This is a genomic window from Carboxylicivirga marina, assembly GCF_016612505.1.
In the GTDB taxonomy this organism is placed as follows: domain Bacteria; phylum Bacteroidota; class Bacteroidia; order Bacteroidales; family Marinilabiliaceae; genus Carboxylicivirga; species Carboxylicivirga marina.
In genome coordinates this window covers 22,043-39,544 of record NZ_JAENRR010000033.1, presented here as the reverse complement: position 1 = coordinate 39,544, position 17,502 = coordinate 22,043, and the positions used below count along the sequence as shown (strand labels likewise).

The window sequence follows — 17,502 nt, the reverse complement described above, 5'->3', positions numbered from 1 at the left end:
CTGTAAATACTCACCAACCCGTTAACGAAGATATTATAGAAGAGAGCAAATGATTATGAACCAGAATATGAAGCGATTATTGATCAAATTAAGCCTTGTTTTTTTGGCTTTTGTTATAAATGTAAATGTTGCGCAAGCTCAGAGCGATGGCAGTAATGCGATTACTACGGCTGCACCATTTCTAAACATAAACCCGGATTCAAGAGCTGCAGGTATGGCTGATGCTGGTGTTGCAACTACACCAGATATGAATTCACAGTTCTTAAACCCAGCTAAATATGCTTTTATTGATGGCGAAATGGGAGTGGCTATTTCATTCACACCATGGTTGCGTAAGCTGGTTGATGACATTAATATGTCGACGGCAACCTTTTACTATCGATTAGACAAGATGCAAACTGTAAGTGCATCTTTGAGGTATTTTTCAATGGGAACAATAGAATTTACTGATGGAATTGGAACTCCTCTGTTTAGCGCAAAACCCAATGAATTTGCTTTAGACGCGGCATATTCACGTGTGTTATCTGATAAGTTCTCGGGTGCTGTAGCATTTCGTTATATTCGTTCGGATTTAACCAATGGTTCTGTTGAAGGGCTTCAGGCAGGTAATGCGTTTGCTGCTGATATCGGTTTTTATTTTAAACAACCAATGCGTGTTAATCGTAATGATGCCGAATTTAGTGCAGGTGTTAATATTTCGAATATTGGCTCAAAAATCAGCTATGATGGTGTTAATAAAGAATACATCCCAACAAATTTGAAATTGGGTGCTGGTTATCAGATGGAGCTTGATAAGTACAATTCAATAGCTTTTGCCTTAGATATCAATAAGCTATTAGTACCATCAAATCAATTAAGACCAGAAGATGCTGATGAAAATTGGGTTGACCCTAATGAGGATAAATCTGTTCCTTCTGCCATTTTTGGCTCATTTAACGATGCACCTGGTGGATTTGAGCAAGAGTTACAGGAGATAACCTTTTCTCTTGGTGCCGAGTATTGGTATAATAAGCAATTCGCGATCCGCGCGGGTTATTTTCATGAGCATGAAAACCAGGGTAATCGTAAGTTTGCTTCAGCAGGTTTTGGTTTGAAGTTTAATATGTTTACACTTGATGCTTCTTATATCATTCCAATGGTTCAGAATAACCCATTGGGCAACACAATGCGCTTTTCTCTATCATTTGATTTAAGCGATATGCGATAACAACTTTATTCATTATATTTGAAAAGACCTTTGGGAAATTCCTTAAGGTCTTTTTTTATGTGTATATATTTTATGAAGATAAAAGTAGGATTTGGTTACGATGTTCATCAGTTGGGCGAAGGGGAGGAATTATGGATTGGTGGAATTAAAGTTGAACATACAAAAGGGAGTATAGGTCACTCCGACGGTGATGTGCTTATTCATGCCATTTGTGATGCTTTGTTGGGAGCGGCTAATATGAGAGATATTGGTTTTCACTTTCCGGATACCGACCCTCAATTAAAGGGTGTAGATAGTAAACTGTTACTTGATAAAACAATTGGCCTGATTCGTAAGAATGGCTATGATATCGGCAATATAGATAGTACAATTGCTTTGGAAAAGCCAAAGCTTAAAGGGCTAATTCCTGAGATGCAGAGAGTATTAGCACAAGTGATGGATATTGATATTGAAGATATTGCTATTAAAGCTACTACAACCGAAAAGCTGGGTTTTGTGGGAGAGCAAAAAGGAATTGCAGCTTATGCAACGGTTCTAATCAATAAGAGTTAACCAAGGTATTAGTATGATGGATATAGCTACTTTAAAATATTTCTCACATCAGCGATGTGGTGTGTGTAAGGTATTAATGCCCAAAATTAAGGAACTGTTATCTGATAGCTTCCCCAAAATGAAATTTCAGTATGTCAATATTGAAGAGGAACCAGAAGTGGCTGCTCGATATCAGGTTTTTACGGTACCCACAATACTAATTTATTTCGAAGGTAAAGAATATTACCGTTTTGCCAGAAATGTATCTATTATACAGTTGCGTGAAGCAATAGAGAGGCCTTATCAACTATTATTTGAATAATGCGGATGGATTGCTGCATCATTTGGCAATGAAAGCGAAGTTTATTTAAATACGCATGACATTTGATTAAAATTAGCTTAATTTAAGGTGACCTAAATAAATGCTGTAGTTGAAAACAAATCTCATACTCATACTGCTTGTAATTCTATCGACTGCGGTTAGTGGACAAAATCTTTTAAAGGTTAGAAAAGTTTCGTTCAAAGGTAATCGGTCAATAACGGCAACTAAACTTAAAGAAAATCTGAGTATTTCTTCTGCTACCTTTTTAGGAGAAAAGTTATCTGACAAAGAAGCCGATCGTTTTACCATGCCATTGTATGATGAAAGTTTGAAACGGATTCGTTATGCCTACCAAAAGGAAGGTTTTTTGAATGTTCAGTTTGGTGAGCCTGAGATTAAAGTGACACGTAATAATAAAGTAAAGCTTACTTACTATGTAACCGAAGGTGAGCCAATTAAATTATCGGAAATCTCATATACGGTTGATTCAGTTGTTACCTACGAAGAGTTTTTTAAACGAAATACTCAGCGGAAAATTCGATTACAATCAGAACTTAAGGTTAATAGACGATTTAGAGATGAATGGTTTTATAATGATAAAACATTTATTAACGAGGAGTTTAATAACATGGGTTATGCTTATGCTCAGGTTAAACACAAAATGGTTGTTGATACACTAACGAATTCAGCAAAACTAAACTGGATAATCAACAAGGGAAAAGTTGCCTATTTTGGCCCCATAGCTGTTCAGGGAAACGAACGAGTGCCGACAAAAAAAATAATGAAGCAACTGCGTTTTAAGTCGGGCGACAAATGGTCGAAATATGAGATTGACGAAACGCAAAAACAAATATATAACCTTGGGATGTTTAGGGTGGCGTCTATAAAAACATTGCTGAGCGAAGAGAAACCTGATACATTACCTACGCTTGTGACGCTTAAGGAAGCACCGCGCTGGGTTTCCCGGTTTGGTGTCGGTTACGGACGCGAAGATAAGTTTAGAATATTTGGTGATCTTCAATACTTGGGATTTATTACTAAAACGGGTCGTGCAAATCTGTATGCAAAGCACTCAGCATTAGAGCCGTATAATTTACAACTGCGTTTTACTCAGCCGGCGGTTTTTTTTCCATTTAATTCCGCCGTAATTAATCCATTTTTAATGAATCAGCATGAGCCTGCTTATGATATTGTGCGTAAAGGTGTTAATTTAACTTTTTTACAGCATTTTTCTGAGCAGTTTAATTCTTCTGTCAATTTTTATATCGAAGACGTTGATTCAGATTCTGTAATAGTAAAAACACCAAAATCATTTGATACCAATGACGAATTATCGACCTATAGTAAATCCGGGATCTCAATAGGATTTGTATATTTTAATGGCCAACCAAGGTTAGATCCAGTAACTGGGTATTCATTGGCATTAAACTTTAAGCGTAATGGTACCTTCGTTGATGAGTCTATCCCATTTTATAGAAGTTTGTTGGAGTATAAAAAATACCTGGGGATAAAGCCTGGTGTTACGTTGGCTTTTAAAGGAAAGATGGGCGCAGCTAACATGACTGAATCTGATAGGTTAGTTCCTGTTGAAGAACGCTTTTATGCTGGAGGTAGCTATTCAGTGCGTGGTTGGGGACGCTCGCAGTTAGGCCCTAAAGATGCCTCCGGTCAGCCAGTTGGAGGAAACAGCTTGCTTGAAGGAAGTGTCGAAAGTCGGTTTTTAATTGGACCAAAACTAGTATTTGCTATTTTTATTGATGCGGGGAATGTGTGGCGAGAGTCCTATAATTATGAATTGAATGACTTGCATTATGCCACAGGCTTTAGTTTCCGTTATAAAACTCCTATAGGCCCGGTTGGAATTGATATAGCCAGGCCAATTTTTGATGAAGAAAAAAAGTGGCAGCTACATTTCAATATTGGTAATCCGTTCTAATATGCTGAAAAAGGTATTAAAATACACATTTGGCGTGTTCAGCTTTATCTTGCTGGTCATAATAGGTGTGTTGCTTTATACGCAAACAGCTTCGTTCAGGGAGTTTCTTAGAGTGAAGGCTTTGGAGGTGACTAGCCCGTATTTTAATGGCGAACTCGCTGTTGGACGAATTGATGGCAACCTCTATAACCAGATTCATTTAACCGATGTGCGTTTAAGCGAAGGGGATTCTACAGTCGCTTATATTGATTCGCTCTTTGTTAAATACAAACTGTTGGATTTAAAAACAAAGCACATCGAAATTGATACATTATTTATTCAATCGCTCGATTTTAATTTATGGTATCAAGATAGTACTACAATGCACCTTTTGTATGTGCTTGATAAAATGATTAAAAAATCAGATGATACACCTGCAGTATTTCCAATCATATTAGATTTTAAGCACATTTTTATTGAGAATGCTAATGGTGCTTATCAATTCAAATATGGAACCCCGTCCGTAGGTTTCGAGCAGGTTCACATTGGTGCCAATGCCTTTTTTAAGCAAAAACACGTCGATGTAAAATTGCAGAAATTAAGTTTTCAATCAAGGCATCCTGATTTTAACCTAATGGATGCACAGATATTCTTTTTAAAGAAAGGACCATTAATGGTTTTAGACACCATCCACCTAAAAACCGATCAATCCTTATTATTTGGTGAGGCTAATTATGTTGGTAGAGATGAGTTCAACATCGAAATCGAAGGGCATAATTTAAATAAAGGTGACTTAAAAAACTTTTTGCCAAAAGTGCCAATTCGTTCCATTCCAGTATTGAACCTGAAAATCAATGCAGAAAAGGATGAGCTGAATTGTGATGTTCGACTCGGAAAAGGAAAAAAGCATGTTGGCTTGAAAGGTACAATCTATGATTTCTCAAAAGGCTTACTCAAAAAAGATAAAACTTCAGAGTATAATGCCATTTTGTATTTTAATGAGTTTGTGCCCGAAGAATGGTTTGACATTAAAAACACTGAAGCATACTTAAATGGAAGTTTGGCTGTTAACGGGCACGATGTATTAGATTACAAAAAAGATTTGCATGTAAGAGCGAGGTTTAATAATTCATCATATAAAAACACAACTACTGACACCTTGCATTTTGATGCTATACAAAAGAATAATCTGATTGAAGCCGATGTTTTGCTTGTTTATAATAAGTCCTTTAGTGAGGGGCATATTGAAATTAGCGATTTGCATAATCGTCCCGAATATACAGCTGATTTCAGGTCAACGAATCTTGATATAGAAGCCATCGAACCAAGTGTAAAAAATACAGTTGTTAATGGTCATTTTAAAATTTCAGGAACGCATATTTTATCAGAGAAGAGAAAGTTCAATGCTAAAGTTGAGCTATACGACAGTAAGGTGTATGATGTAGAGCTCGATTCTCTAGTGCTCCGTTCATCATTACAGGGTTCTGATTTAAAGCTTGATACCTTAGGTTTTAAAACAGATGGAAATGCTGTATTGGGTGGTGGGATGTTTAACTTTCGTTCAAAGGAGTTTGCTGCCAAAGCAAATATAGAAAGCACTCAATTAAAACTATTTGAGCGATTTGGCGTGCCGCAAATAAACTATGATAAGGCGATGGCTAACTTGCAGGTCGATGGGAATCGAACTGATATTAGGTATAATGGTCAGGTACATGTATTCGATTTTAATTTTGAACCCATTCAGGTTGATACTATTTATGCTGGGTTTGAAGGTGAATTGATGTCTGATACAATTTATTCTAAAGGAATAGTAGAGCTTAAGACTATAAATGCCGCTTCTCAAAAAGTTGATACGCTAAGTGTCAATTATATTTTTGATAATAAACACTTATGGTCTTCAATTGATTTTAGTAAGAAGGATACTTTTTCTAGAGTCTTAGAGTCTGATTTGTTCCTGGCAGATACAATTGAATTGAGTTTAAATAAAGTAAATTTTGATACGCCATATGCTCAGTTTTACTTAGATGATACCTTGCAGAATGTAAGATACTATAATAATACATTGATTGTAGACAATATTAAGCTAAGAGATAAAATCGATCAAGACTTTAGATTACAGGCTAAGGGAAAAATAAGTACAGGTACTCGGGCTAGCTTTGATTTGGGCGTCAATAACTTAAACTTGCGTCTTTTAAATAGGTTTATTCAATCGTCCGATTCGCTTCGTGGATTGCTCTCAACTGAAATTAGTATGGGAGGTGATCCAGATTCCATAACCATGAATGGTGAATATTTTATTGAAGACCCAGCTTATGGCACTATCGTATTGCCATCGTTGCAGGGTAAGTTAAAATATGCAATTGATACTTTTTATGTAGATACATGGTTGCCAAGTCTTGATAGTAGTGTGTACGCAAATGTAAAATTGCCGTTAATTATTGAAGTGGATACTGCTCAAAATTTTGCTGTCACAGTACCAAAAACTTTTAATGGGGAGCTTGCTTTGGATTCTCTGCAAATAAGTACTCAGGATGTTCCAGAATATGAAACAATCCAGGCAGGAGCTTATTTTAATGGATTGGTCAGTGCCAGTGGCACTTTTAATAAACCACTGTTTTTTGGAGAGGTAAAGTTAGATAACGGATTTATTAATAACGATAAGCAAGGAGTGTATTATCATGATATGAAAAGTCACTTCACCTTCAATGAAAACAGGATTGGTATTGATACGATTTATATTGGTTCAGATATTGGCTACTTTTCAAGTAAAGGCCATCTGTTGTTTGACTCAACAATAGTTTCAGGAAAAGTTGTGGCATCCGACATGGTTACTGATATGGATAAGTTCCATGTGGTACAACATAGAAATTATGATATTAATGTGAGTGGTGACCCGTATTATCGTTCAGATATAGACGGGGTGCCTCGTTTTGGAGGTCGTTTGTTGGTTAATCGTTCTTCTTTTTATTTATCTGAAATTATACAAACTGACGACTCAAAGAAAAATGAAGAAAATACACCATTGTTGGTGGTGGCTATTCGGGAGAGTGATTCAACATATCTGGCCGAGCGAGTAGAGGAAGAGGAAGAAATGTCGCCTTTAATGCAACAATTAAAAGGTCGTCTGACAATTGATATTCCGCGCGGTACATGGTTGAAAGGTGACGACATGAATATTGAGATAAGTGGAGATGTTGATATTGCTAAAACTGTTGATTATTTTGAATTGTTTGGTGATGTTGAAATCATCCGTGGCTATTACATTTTGTACGGACGAAAATTTAACATAGAAGAAGGTGTCATTACGTTTATGGGGGGAGAAACACCCGATCCTCGATTGGAAATTACTGCCGAATATGTTTATCGTGGTAGCGATAAAGAAAAACACACTTTACAACTATCGGTGACCGAGTATTTATCTGAGCCAAACATTAGCTTTACCTTGGATGATGCCGCCATATCCCAGTCAGATGCTGTATCGATTATGATATTTGGTAAAACCATGGATGAGCTAAGTTATGATGGTCAGAATGGTATCATCGGCTCTGTTGGTTCAAATATGCTGGCTAATATGGTTACATCATCATTAAACTCTACCATAGGACAACGGTTTAAGTTGGATATGATTGAGGTTAATTCAACCGAAAACTGGCAAAGTGCTGCTTTTGTGGTAGGAAAATATATTACGAATGATTTATTTGTGATTTATCAACGTGGATTTGGTGAAACGGAAGATGATGAAATTACTCCGGAAACTATTACCCTGGAGTACGAGCTTAATAAAGTTTTGTTCTTTAGATTGCAAAGTGGAAGTTCCAAATCATCAGGATTTGATGTAATTTTGAAGTTTGAATCATCTAAATAATTTGGCTATGATGAATGTTAAGGAAATAAAGGCATCACACACTAAAATATGTCAATTGCTATCGCAAAAGAACATAAAAGATAGCCTGGATGTCATTCAGCTGTTGGTTAAGGAATCGCACAATGGTGATTTAATTGATCAGCATTATAACCTGGAGTTTACTTATAAAAACATACTGAAATACACCGTCGAAGGAATTACTGATCCTGAACGTCAAAAAATATATAATCACTTATTGCGCGATGTGTATAGTCTCAGTGACAAAGTTGTTGATGTGCTGTTGAGTAAATATTCATCTGAGTTGATTTATGAAAATCGCAAAAAGTATAGTAGTGAAAAATTGAAATCAGTTATTGATGAAATTGATACCATTTGGGCAAGTGTTGAATTGCAAAAGGTGGTTAACAACAATGCAGAAAACAATCCTGAATTATATCGAGCCATTGATGAGTTGTTTAACCTTGTTTGGTCGGCATCAGCATTAGATGTGGTCGATAAGGAATTATTAAACAACTTGCTACTTACAAGTTCAATACCGGTTGCTTATAAAGCAACATTGGTAGGCGCTATTTATCTATCGTTAATGAATTCATTTTCGTATGATTATTTGCATTTACTTATAGAGTTATGTATCCACCCTGAAGATGAAGTGAATGCCAGAGCACTTACAGCTTTATTATTAGCACTTAATAAGTACGATGCGCGGCTGCCTTTATACCCCGAATTATATACGCAATTGTTTATGATGATTGAAGAAGGTAATCATCAGGAGTTAATTCAAGGGGTGGCATTACAGCTTATTAGAACGCGTGAAACGGAGCATATATCGAAAAAGCTTAGTGATGAAATATTGCCTGAAGTGGTGAAGATGCACCCTAAACTCAAGGATAAGCTTGATCTTGATAATCTCATAAGTGATAGTCTGGAAGAGGGGAAAAATCCGGATTGGGAAGATGTTTTCAAGGATTCTCCGAGTTTGATGAATAAAATGGAGGAATTAACACAGTGGCAAATGGAAGGTGCCGACGTGTTTCTTTCAACATTTAAGCACCTTAAACACTTTTCATTTTTCAATAAGGTAGCCAATTGGTTACTACCGTTTTACCCAACACACCCCGATGTGGTTAATGCGCTATCGACTGAAGATGATGTTTTTAATAATAACTCTCTGTTAGAAGGTTTAGCGTCGTCACGCTTCTTGTGTAACTCAGATAAGTACTCACTTATCTTAAGTATTCCGCACATGCCTGGGATGCAAAAAGAAATGATGGGGCAAATGTTTTCGGCCGAAATTGAGCAGATGGTTGAGATGCAAAAGGATGAGCAGATGCTTCAGGCTAATCAGCAAAAACTGGTAGCAAGTAATCAGTTTATACAAGATATGTATCGCTTATTAAAGGTACATCCGCAAAAACATCAGTTTTCCGATGTATTTGCTCAGAAAATGGATTTTCATAATCGTTGGTTTTTTAATCAGATACTCGATGACGGAAAGTCATTACGCGAAATTGGAGAGTATTATTTTAAGAAAAACTATTTTGAAGATGCATTAGAGATATTTCATAAGGTAGCTGGCCGTATGGATAATGGAAAAGATGTGCTGCAGAAAATAGCTTATTGTTATCAACAGGCAGAGGATTTTCAGAAAGCTCTTGATTACTATTTAAAAGCCGAACTACTTGGGGCAAATAGTGTATGGAATAAGAAAAAAATAGCACTCTGCTATCGTAATTTGAAAAATCCACAAAAGGCATTAGAGTATTATAAGGATGCAGAAAAATTAGGTCCTGATAATTTGCATACGCAGGTTTCAATAGGACATTGCTTATTAGAGTTGGAAGATTTTGAGCAGGCTTTAAAATACTATTTTAAGGTTGAATACCTTGATCCTGGAAATAATAAGGTCGGTCGTCCCATTGCCTGGTGTTCTTTTGTAGAAGGGAAATTTGAGCAGGCTGAGAAGTATTATCATCAGTTAATCGTGTCAGAAAAAAACAAGCACGACTTCATTAACCTGGGACACACGCTTTGGTGCCGAAAAATGCGCAAAGAGGCTCTGTCGTATTACCAAAAGAGTATACAGCTGCCAAATCATTCATTGGATGATTTTATTGAAACCTTCAATGGCGATACGCCTTATTTGAAAAATCATGGCATTGATGCAGGTGACATTCCTTTAATGTTGGATCAGATTAGATATTCGTTAGAGAGTTAAATAATAATGGCAAAAAAGAAGATAAGCTGGGAACTATATAGCTTTGGCGAGTACAGCAAGTGGGAGCGAACCTCAAAAAAACTACCGAAATTGCTTAAAATAACTGATAAGATTAATATTCGTCCGGATATTGAATTTGGTTATGTAATTAAAATAAAAGGCGCCAAAGGTAAAGTTGTTGAATATAAGATTGACCATCCACCGTTTAAGGATAAAAATGGAAATGTTGAACCTCCGTTTGAAGGTCAATACTTTATCAAATCAAATGACTATGAATTCTTTTTGGGAGATACGGTTTGGGAACCGTATGATGATAAAGTTGGAGACTGGTTGCTTACCACCAGCTTGGATGGGGAATTAATTGCTGAGAAGAAGATAACGCTGTATTTGTAATCTTAGCTCATTAATACCATTATCAAAAACATGATGAATCCTAATAAGGCAATTATCAATGCTACTTCTATGATTGAATAAATTAAAATCTTTCGCTTAAGCTTTAATGTTATATCTGTCTCTTTCTTCATCTCTTTCTTTTTATCCATTTCCTTTTGGGTCCTATCCTTAACTTACAAACTTACAAGGCTTGAGGAAAAAATCAAGAGGCTTTAACAGTAATTAACAGCTGGTTGACGTTTTTTAACCGAATTAGATTAAATAATATCAAAATATTGCAAAATCGTACAAGCTAACGTCATTGTATTACACAATTGTACTGAACGATTCAAACTGTGATTTTAATACAACTAGCTTAAGTGCTTCTTCATCTTATGGATTAAATCTTCGGGCTGAAATGGTTTACTGATATAATCATCCATTCCTGAGGCCAGGCACTTTTCTTTATCCTCCGGAAAGGCATTGGCCGTTACTGCAATTATTGGTGTGTGTGTGCCGGTACTCTTCTCAATCTGACGTATTTTTTCAGTTGCCTTAAAGCCATCCATAATAGGCATTTGTACATCCATTAGGATTAAATCATACTTCACCTTACCAAACTTATCAAGCGCTTCTTTTCCATTAAATGCCACCTCAATTTTTCGTACTTCATCTTTAATATAAAGGATGATTATTTGCTGGTTGCTAAAGTTATCTTCAACCAATAAAATGTTGGCGTCAGCAATGTTTACACTAGGCTTGAAATAACTTTCAGATTGCTTGGTTGGCGGTTTGATGTTTTCAATGGATTGGCTCTTGTTATTTTCTTTGAAAGAGGCCGTAAATTCTATAACTGTTTTAACTGAGTCGGGACTTATTTCAATATGATTGCCATCCATTTCAATTATCTTCTGAGTTATTCCCAGGTCGAGTAGATTGATGTATTTACTGCGGTTAAGGTGAATCACTTCCGATGAATGCATGGCATCTTCTCCTAATTCAGACTTTGGAATCGGTACAACGGTATTGCTTATGATTCTGAATTTTAAAACTATTTTATTAGGCAAAATTTCTTTGCGGGATACTTCAATAGCAATTGTTTTTAGCTCAGACTTATTGTATTTCAAGAGGCTATTTAGCAGGTTAAGGAATATTTGTTTCACCTTAACACTATTGCCTATCAGGTTCGTAGGAATATCAGCAGATAACGATAAACTGAACTTCTTTTTCTCCTGATCATCTTGAAATAACTTAATTGTATTATTGATGGTCGAGTACAGGTTGAAACTAACCTCTTCAGCAGGAATCTGACTAAAATTAGTCTTCGATGCAGCTACCATGTTATTAACCACATTTACCAGGTTGTTTGATGATGCATGGATAGTGTTTATATAATCGCGCTGATCGTCGGTTAATGTTGTTTTCTCAAGGATGTCAATAATACCAGTAATATTACTTAAAGGTGTTCTGATTTGGTGCGATAGTTTCGAGATTAGCTCCTCTTGTGTTTTGTTAAAATTCTGGGAATCCAAAACTCTTCGTTCTTTTTTAAGAATTATCTCGGTATAAGTATAATGGATGGCATAGGTAGCAATAAAGAATAAGAAGTAGAAAGCCAGAAAAACGATTTTCTCGGTAAGAGTATATTGCTTAGCTAAATCAATAAATCCATAGTTGTTAATGATTAATATAATGATTGCAATTAGCGCCATAAACAGTAACGAGAAGATGGATCCACGACGCATGCCCATAAGTGATATAATAAATGGTGGAAACAATGCCGACCAAATGATATTTATACCTGTACTACTGCCAAATACTACAAAGTATAAAAATGTCACACTAGAAAAGAAGAATAATGAGTTTTGCATACCTCTTGCCATTGAGTTTCGGCTCAAATACACAAAGTGAAATGCAAATATTAAACTGAGTGTCAGCAAAGGTATAGCAAAAAAGATATCTTCACTGCGCAGGCAAATAACACCTTCAATAAATACAATACAAAACAAAAAGAAGTTGATAAGATTGTTGATTAAAGTTGGCGTTTGCTCTTCAATATCAACGTTTTCTTTGTTGTCTGATTTAAATAATAAAAGGAACCTATTTAATATCTTCATCTGCCTGTATTTATCAATTAGTATCTACAATGAGTTTGATCTGAGCAAAACTATTCGTGCAAAAGTAACGTGCCATTGCTAAGCAAACAATTACATATCTCATTGTTATCAATCTATAACAAAAATAAACTAATAACTCACTTTTTTAGTATCTGAAGTGCTTTTTTTCATGTTATGAAAAATAATTTGATTTTGATGTAACCGTTTAGCTACTGATTCGCGTATGAAGCAAAAAATATAATGATGAAAAAACTATTGACACTTATCTGCGGATTGATTTTATCAACTGGTCTTTTTGCAAAAGAACATTTGCCAAGTAAGGAAGAATATAAAGCTTTTTTAAATACGAAAACGCTCGTGGTTATGGATGCCAACCCAATGAGTGATTTCAATTTTAAAATAAAGGAGGTAATGGAAGCGGTATGGACGCTCACCGATTATGAATTTATTTCCAATGATGAATTTGAAGATAAACGAAATGATCCGGCTTATTCATTTCTTATATCTACCGTGGCCACTTTTGACGTGGACAAAACGAAAGCGCGTTATAATTTTTTGAGTTTGCTGCTTGGTGAGACCGACACTGAAGTGCGCGATTTACCTGATTTATGCTCTCTGCCTTTATCGTACCTGAGGGTAGAAGATACAAGCTATGCCTATAAACTGGAGGCTTTTGTGCGTTTTATTCAGAATCATGTCAATCTAATGAATGAACGACCAGAATTAATTAAAGCCAATGCTTTTAAATACTACAATAATAATGTCAAGAGTTTGGCTGATAAAACTTTGTTTCTTGTTAAAGAGGACTTAACAGCCGATTTAAATACGGTTGGAAAGATAAAGAATATTTATCCGTATAATGTTAAGATAGTTACTCAGGAAGAAGTTGAGGATGCCATTGAAAGAAAAGATGAATCGGTTGTTTTTATGCATAAGGTAGGACCCGAAGGAACGAAGTACAAAGCACGTTGCTATAAAATATTAATTGGGGCCGATAGTTCGGCATTTTATTATTTCGATTACCACATGATTAATAAAAAGAACAGAGATGGTCTTCTGGAAAAGGATTTGAAGAAGATGGCATCATAGTGTATGTAGAAGTGTAAAACAATGCTGTTGAGTTCTTTTTGAACTTAAAGAGTGATATAAGTCTTGTCAATTTTAATTAAAGAATTGAGTCATCATTCAAAAACTTAATTAATTTTGTAAGAATGTTAAACTGATGAAAAGTTCACCATGTCGCTAACTAATCGTAAAAAGAATAACCTGGTACCAGAGCCCGCACTTCGTCGTATGCCCTGTTATCTTGCTTATTTGAAACTAGCTCAAAGGGATGGGCTGAAACATATATCTTCTACTTTAATAGCCCGTGATATGGGCGTTGATCCCACTCAGGTAACTAAAGACTTATCGTATACAAGCATTGTTGGAAAAACACGTGTCGGTTACGAAGTGGAGCCTTTAATTAATGTGTTGGAGGATTTCCTGGGGTTCACCGTTGTTGATGAAGCCTATTTGTTTGGGGTTGGAAGTCTTGGAAAAGCATTATTGCATGATCATGGTTTAAAGCAATTTGGACTAAAGGTTGTAGCTGCTTTTGACGTTGACCCTGAAGTGGTAGGTAAAACCATTGAAGGTGTGCCAATTTATCATTTTGAAGAATTGGCTACCATGCACGAAGAAAAGGCAAAGATAGGGATATTGACTGTTCCTGTTGATAAAGCTCAGGATGTTGCTAATAAGCTGGCAGAAGTTGGGATAAAAGCTATCTGGAACTTTACGCCTGTACGCATCAAAGTGGACGAAAATGTAGTTGTTCAAAATACATCATTATACGCCCACTTAGCAGTGATGTTTAATAGGATGAAGACTGACTAAAGAAAAAAATAAGCGTAAATGAAAAGGTGCAAATCAATGTGATTTGCACCTTTTTTATTGTTAGAATGTAAGTGTGAATTTCGTCGCTTTTTCAGGTTCTGAATAGGCCGAAATAGTGCCGCCATGCAGGCGTAATATTTGCTTCGATAAACTTAAGCCAATACCTGAGCCCTGTGGTTTGGTAGTAAAAAAAGGTATAAATATTTTATCCAAGACATTGGGTAATATTCCCTGTCCATTGTCAATTACCTGAATCGTAATCCGTCCTCGTTTATTTAAGAACGCATTAAGCTGTATTTCGGGGCTTTCTCTTGAGTCAAGGGCTTGAATAGCATTCTTAACAAGGTTGATAATAACCTGTTCGATAAGTTTTTCGTCAGCAGATAATTCGAGTGAGCTTGGCTCAATGTTAATGGAGCATTTAATGTTTTTCGACTTAAGCTCTTCAGTCAGTAAGCCTTTGATGTTGAGCAGTAGTTTACTAACCGGGAAAATAGCGAAAGCTGGAGTTGGAATTCTTGTTAAGTCACGATATGTATTCACAAAATGTAATAATCCATCTGTTCGCTTATGGATAGTTTCCAATGCACCTTCAACCTCTTTAATCGTTTCTAAATCGTCACTATCAATGTTCTTTTCTTTAAGGCTTTCTGCCAAGTCTTTCAAAATCATCGTAATGGTTGATGATAGGGAAGAGATTGGTGTAATGGAATTCATTATTTCGTGAGTAAGTACACGAATTAACTTTTGCCACGATTCCATTTCCTTTTCTTCTAACTCTTCCTGAATGTTCTTGATGGATGTTAGAAGTATAGTGCGATTATGAATTTTAAACTCAGTGGCGTAAATAGCCAGCTGCAACAGTTCATCTTTTTCCTGAACCCTTATTAGTGTGTTTTCACCATGTCGGATGGTGAGTAGCTTTTGAACTAACTCAGGACTAAAATCTGATAGTGACTGGATATTGTTAAGGGATCTAACCTGAAATAGCTTTTTAGTCGCATTGTTAATGAGTTCTACTTTTCCATCTTTTCCATAGGCGATAAGAGAAATGCCGATATGCTGAATAACTGTTTGCAAATAGTAATAGTTCTCTTCTTTTTCGGCCCTGACCTCCTGGAAGTCATTGATTACCTCATTGAAAGATTTTTTAAGCTTATCAAACGATGAATCTAGACTTTCGACCTGAAAGGTGCGGGTAAAATCAGAATAGCGGATTGATTCAAGAAAATTATTTAATACACGATTGGTTCTGTCAACATAATGAATCATTGCAAAAATCTGAAATGCAATAAGAAGGCCAACTAAAACCAAAGTCATGGTTAGTTCGGTGTTGAAGAACAAGTAGAAGAATGCAAAAATTGACCCTGCTAAAAGCAAGGTCCTTACAATAAAGTTTATTCTGAAGTTATTATAAACCATGTTTTTCAAGTCTCCTGTATAACGATGTTCTTGTTAAGCCTAAGTCAGCAGCTGCTTTAGAAACATTTCCGCGATTGAGTCTAAGTACCTTTTCAATAATTTGCTTCTCAATCTCCTCCAGATTGTATGTGTCAAACTCAAAACCTTCAGATGATGTTGGAAGTGATGACAGTTGAAAATCGGCTTCTTCAAGGTTGGCCGATTCACTCATGATAACGGTGCGCTCCAAAATGTGCTGAAACTCTCGAACATTGCCAGGCCATGGGTAGTTGTTAAGCTTCTTAATAACTTTTGAAGATAACTTGTTTACTTTCTTTTTATACTTCTTTGAGAATATCTTTAGGAAGTGATCTGCCAACACAGGAATGTCCTCAGGTCTTTCTCGTAATGGAGGAAGCTCAATTTCAACCGTATTAATACGATAAATTAAATCCTGACGATAACTGTCTTCCATCGCCATCTGTTTTAGGTTCATGTTGGTTGCACAAATTAACCGAATATCAATTGGCTTTGGCTTATTTGCACCTACTCGGGTTACCTCTCTTCTTTCGAGTACCGTTAGTAGCTTGGCTTGAAGTGGTAATGATAAATTACCTATCTCATCAAGGAAAATAGTTCCTTTGGATGCCAATTCAAATCGGCCAGGACGATCTGCTTTAGCGTCGGTAAATGCTCCTTTAACATGTCCAAAAAGTTCACTCTCAAATAACGATTCGCTTAATGCACCTAAATCTACACTAATAAAACTTTCGTTATTACGTAATGAGCTACGATGCAATGCGCGTGCTACCAGTTCTTTTCCGGTGCCGTTCTCCCCTAAAATCAAAACGTTGGCATCTGTTGCTGCCACCTTCTTAATGGTATTAAAAACATTTTGCATCCCCGGCGAGACTCCAATAAAATCAGAGAATGGCTGATCTAATATGGTGTTTATTTCTTTTTGTTTACTCTTCAGGTCTTTAACTTCATTTCTCGATTGACGTAATTGAATGGCTGAGTTAACCGTTGCCAGTAATTTCTCATTTTGCCATGGTTTAAGTATAAAGTCAGTAGCTCCTGCTCGTATTGCTTTAACTGATTTTTCAACATCGCCATAGGCTGTGATAAATAGCACAACGGCTGAAGGATCAATTTGAAGTATTTTTTCTAACCAATGAAAACCTTCCTGTCCGCTAATGGCATCTTTAGTAAAGTTCATGTCTAAGAGTACGACATCAAAAGAACTTTCGGCCATTAATGCTGGTATTTTATTGGGATCTGTTGAAGTGCTAATGTGTTCAACATGTGGTTTAAGCAATAGTTTTAGTGCAAAAAGTATATCGGCATTATCATCAATTGCGAGTATTCGTCCTGATTTCTTAGTCATAGTTTCGAGTTTAACGCTATTAAGATACCATAATTATAGCAAGAACTATAGTATTAATGTTCGAAAGCGTACGGTTTAATTTGGTTCTGAGTTAACCAAAAAGAATGCCGTTTTTGTAATTGCTTTGATTATAAGGGCTTAAGCCTTGTGGCATAGAAAGTGATATTTCTTTTATGAGAAACACATATGGGTTTGCAGCCATTGGTGAAGTGAGCTTGGAGTTAAAGTGCAGTACAATAGAGTAATAGTGGATGGTGCTGATAAAGTGGGGTAGAGCTGCATTTGGTTATAT

The 17,502-nt window shown here is 36.1% G+C and carries 13 protein-coding genes; 9 read left to right on the top strand and 4 right to left on the bottom strand.

Features of this window, described 5'->3' with window-relative positions; translation table 11 throughout:
• Positions 1 to 67 precede the first annotated feature (67 nt).
• The 7 genes from porV (at position 68) to JIV24_RS13785 (ending at position 10,448) form a co-directional block, all read left to right on the top strand.
• Positions 68 to 1,207, top strand: coding sequence for a type IX secretion system outer membrane channel protein PorV (gene porV / locus JIV24_RS13815; RefSeq protein WP_234445833.1), 1,140 nt, complete (start codon positions 68 to 70; stop codon positions 1,205 to 1,207).
• A gap of 72 nt (positions 1,208 to 1,279) precedes the next feature.
• A complete protein-coding gene (ispF, locus tag JIV24_RS13810; RefSeq protein ID WP_200465643.1) occupies positions 1,280 to 1,759 on the top strand; it encodes a 2-C-methyl-D-erythritol 2,4-cyclodiphosphate synthase in 480 nt (159 codons plus the stop codon).
• A 13-nt stretch (positions 1,760 to 1,772) separates the two neighbouring features.
• Entirely contained in the window at positions 1,773 to 2,060 is a 288-nt protein-coding gene (locus tag JIV24_RS13805) for a thioredoxin family protein (protein WP_200465642.1), read from the top strand.
• Between the two features lie 109 nt (positions 2,061 to 2,169).
• Entirely contained in the window at positions 2,170 to 3,996 is a 1,827-nt protein-coding gene (locus JIV24_RS13800) for a BamA/OMP85 family outer membrane protein (protein ID WP_200465641.1), read from the top strand.
• Positions 3,947 to 7,840 carry a translocation/assembly module TamB domain-containing protein gene (locus JIV24_RS13795; protein ID WP_200465640.1) on the top strand — a complete coding sequence of 1,298 codons (3,894 nt, stop codon included), beginning with the start codon at positions 3,947 to 3,949 and terminating at the stop codon, positions 7,838 to 7,840. The genes JIV24_RS13800 and JIV24_RS13795 overlap by 50 nt, the downstream gene beginning before the upstream one ends.
• A 7-nt stretch (positions 7,841 to 7,847) precedes the next feature.
• Positions 7,848 to 10,055: a tetratricopeptide repeat protein gene (locus JIV24_RS13790; RefSeq protein ID WP_200465639.1), complete on the top strand. Its 2,208-nt coding sequence runs from the start codon at positions 7,848 to 7,850 to the stop codon at positions 10,053 to 10,055.
• A 6-nt stretch (positions 10,056 to 10,061) separates the two neighbouring features.
• The gene (locus JIV24_RS13785) at positions 10,062 to 10,448 is read left to right on the top strand and encodes a DUF3859 domain-containing protein (protein ID WP_200465638.1); all 387 of its coding nucleotides are present in this window, start codon (positions 10,062 to 10,064) and stop codon (positions 10,446 to 10,448) included.
• A gap of 2 nt (positions 10,449 to 10,450) precedes the next feature.
• Here the strand turns inward: JIV24_RS13785 and JIV24_RS22670 are convergent, their stop codons facing one another.
• Both JIV24_RS22670 and JIV24_RS13780 read right to left on the bottom strand, forming a co-directional pair.
• A complete protein-coding gene (locus JIV24_RS22670) occupies positions 10,451 to 10,579 on the bottom strand; it encodes a hypothetical protein (RefSeq protein WP_262896405.1) in 129 nt (42 codons plus the stop codon).
• A gap of 219 nt (positions 10,580 to 10,798) precedes the next feature.
• Positions 10,799 to 12,544 (bottom strand): response regulator, encoded by a 1,746-nt coding sequence (locus JIV24_RS13780; RefSeq protein WP_200465637.1) that lies wholly within the window; start codon positions 12,542 to 12,544, stop codon positions 10,799 to 10,801.
• 243 nt (positions 12,545 to 12,787) lie between these two features.
• Here JIV24_RS13780 and JIV24_RS13775 point away from each other — a divergent pair, with 243 nt between their 5' ends.
• Both JIV24_RS13775 and JIV24_RS13770 read left to right on the top strand, forming a co-directional pair.
• A complete protein-coding gene (locus tag JIV24_RS13775; protein WP_200465636.1) occupies positions 12,788 to 13,633 on the top strand; it encodes a PH domain-containing protein in 846 nt (281 codons plus the stop codon).
• A 147-nt stretch (positions 13,634 to 13,780) separates the two neighbouring features.
• The gene (locus JIV24_RS13770; protein ID WP_200465635.1) at positions 13,781 to 14,422 is read left to right on the top strand and encodes a redox-sensing transcriptional repressor Rex; all 642 of its coding nucleotides are present in this window, start codon (positions 13,781 to 13,783) and stop codon (positions 14,420 to 14,422) included.
• A 60-nt stretch (positions 14,423 to 14,482) separates the two neighbouring features.
• Here the strand turns inward: JIV24_RS13770 and JIV24_RS13765 are convergent, their stop codons facing one another.
• Both JIV24_RS13765 and JIV24_RS13760 read right to left on the bottom strand, forming a co-directional pair.
• Positions 14,483 to 15,742 (bottom strand): sensor histidine kinase, encoded by a 1,260-nt coding sequence (locus JIV24_RS13765; protein WP_234445832.1) that lies wholly within the window; start codon positions 15,740 to 15,742, stop codon positions 14,483 to 14,485.
• A 91-nt stretch (positions 15,743 to 15,833) separates the two neighbouring features.
• A complete protein-coding gene (locus JIV24_RS13760; protein ID WP_200465633.1) occupies positions 15,834 to 17,210 on the bottom strand; it encodes a sigma-54-dependent transcriptional regulator in 1,377 nt (458 codons plus the stop codon).
• Positions 17,211 to 17,502 lie beyond the last annotated feature (292 nt).

Coding starts and splice junctions, on each gene's coding strand:
- JIV24_RS22670 (WP_262896405.1), bottom strand. CDS start 10,579: ATGAAGAAAGAGACAGATATAACATTAAAGCTTAAGCGAAAGATTTTA.
- JIV24_RS13760 (WP_200465633.1), bottom strand. CDS start 17,210: ATGACTAAGAAATCAGGACGAATACTCGCAATTGATGATAATGCCGAT.
- JIV24_RS13770 (WP_200465635.1), top strand. CDS start 13,781: ATGTCGCTAACTAATCGTAAAAAGAATAACCTGGTACCAGAGCCCGCA.
- JIV24_RS13790 (WP_200465639.1), top strand. CDS start 7,848: ATGATGAATGTTAAGGAAATAAAGGCATCACACACTAAAATATGTCAA.
- JIV24_RS13805 (WP_200465642.1), top strand. CDS start 1,773: ATGATGGATATAGCTACTTTAAAATATTTCTCACATCAGCGATGTGGT.
- JIV24_RS13775 (WP_200465636.1), top strand. CDS start 12,788: ATGAAAAAACTATTGACACTTATCTGCGGATTGATTTTATCAACTGGT.
- JIV24_RS13785 (WP_200465638.1), top strand. CDS start 10,062: ATGGCAAAAAAGAAGATAAGCTGGGAACTATATAGCTTTGGCGAGTAC.
- JIV24_RS13765 (WP_234445832.1), bottom strand. CDS start 15,742: ATGACTTTGGTTTTAGTTGGCCTTCTTATTGCATTTCAGATTTTTGCA.
- porV (WP_234445833.1), top strand. CDS start 68: ATGAAGCGATTATTGATCAAATTAAGCCTTGTTTTTTTGGCTTTTGTT.
- ispF (WP_200465643.1), top strand. CDS start 1,280: ATGAAGATAAAAGTAGGATTTGGTTACGATGTTCATCAGTTGGGCGAA.
- JIV24_RS13795 (WP_200465640.1), top strand. CDS start 3,947: ATGAAGAAAAAAAGTGGCAGCTACATTTCAATATTGGTAATCCGTTCT.
- JIV24_RS13780 (WP_200465637.1), bottom strand. CDS start 12,544: ATGAAGATATTAAATAGGTTCCTTTTATTATTTAAATCAGACAACAAA.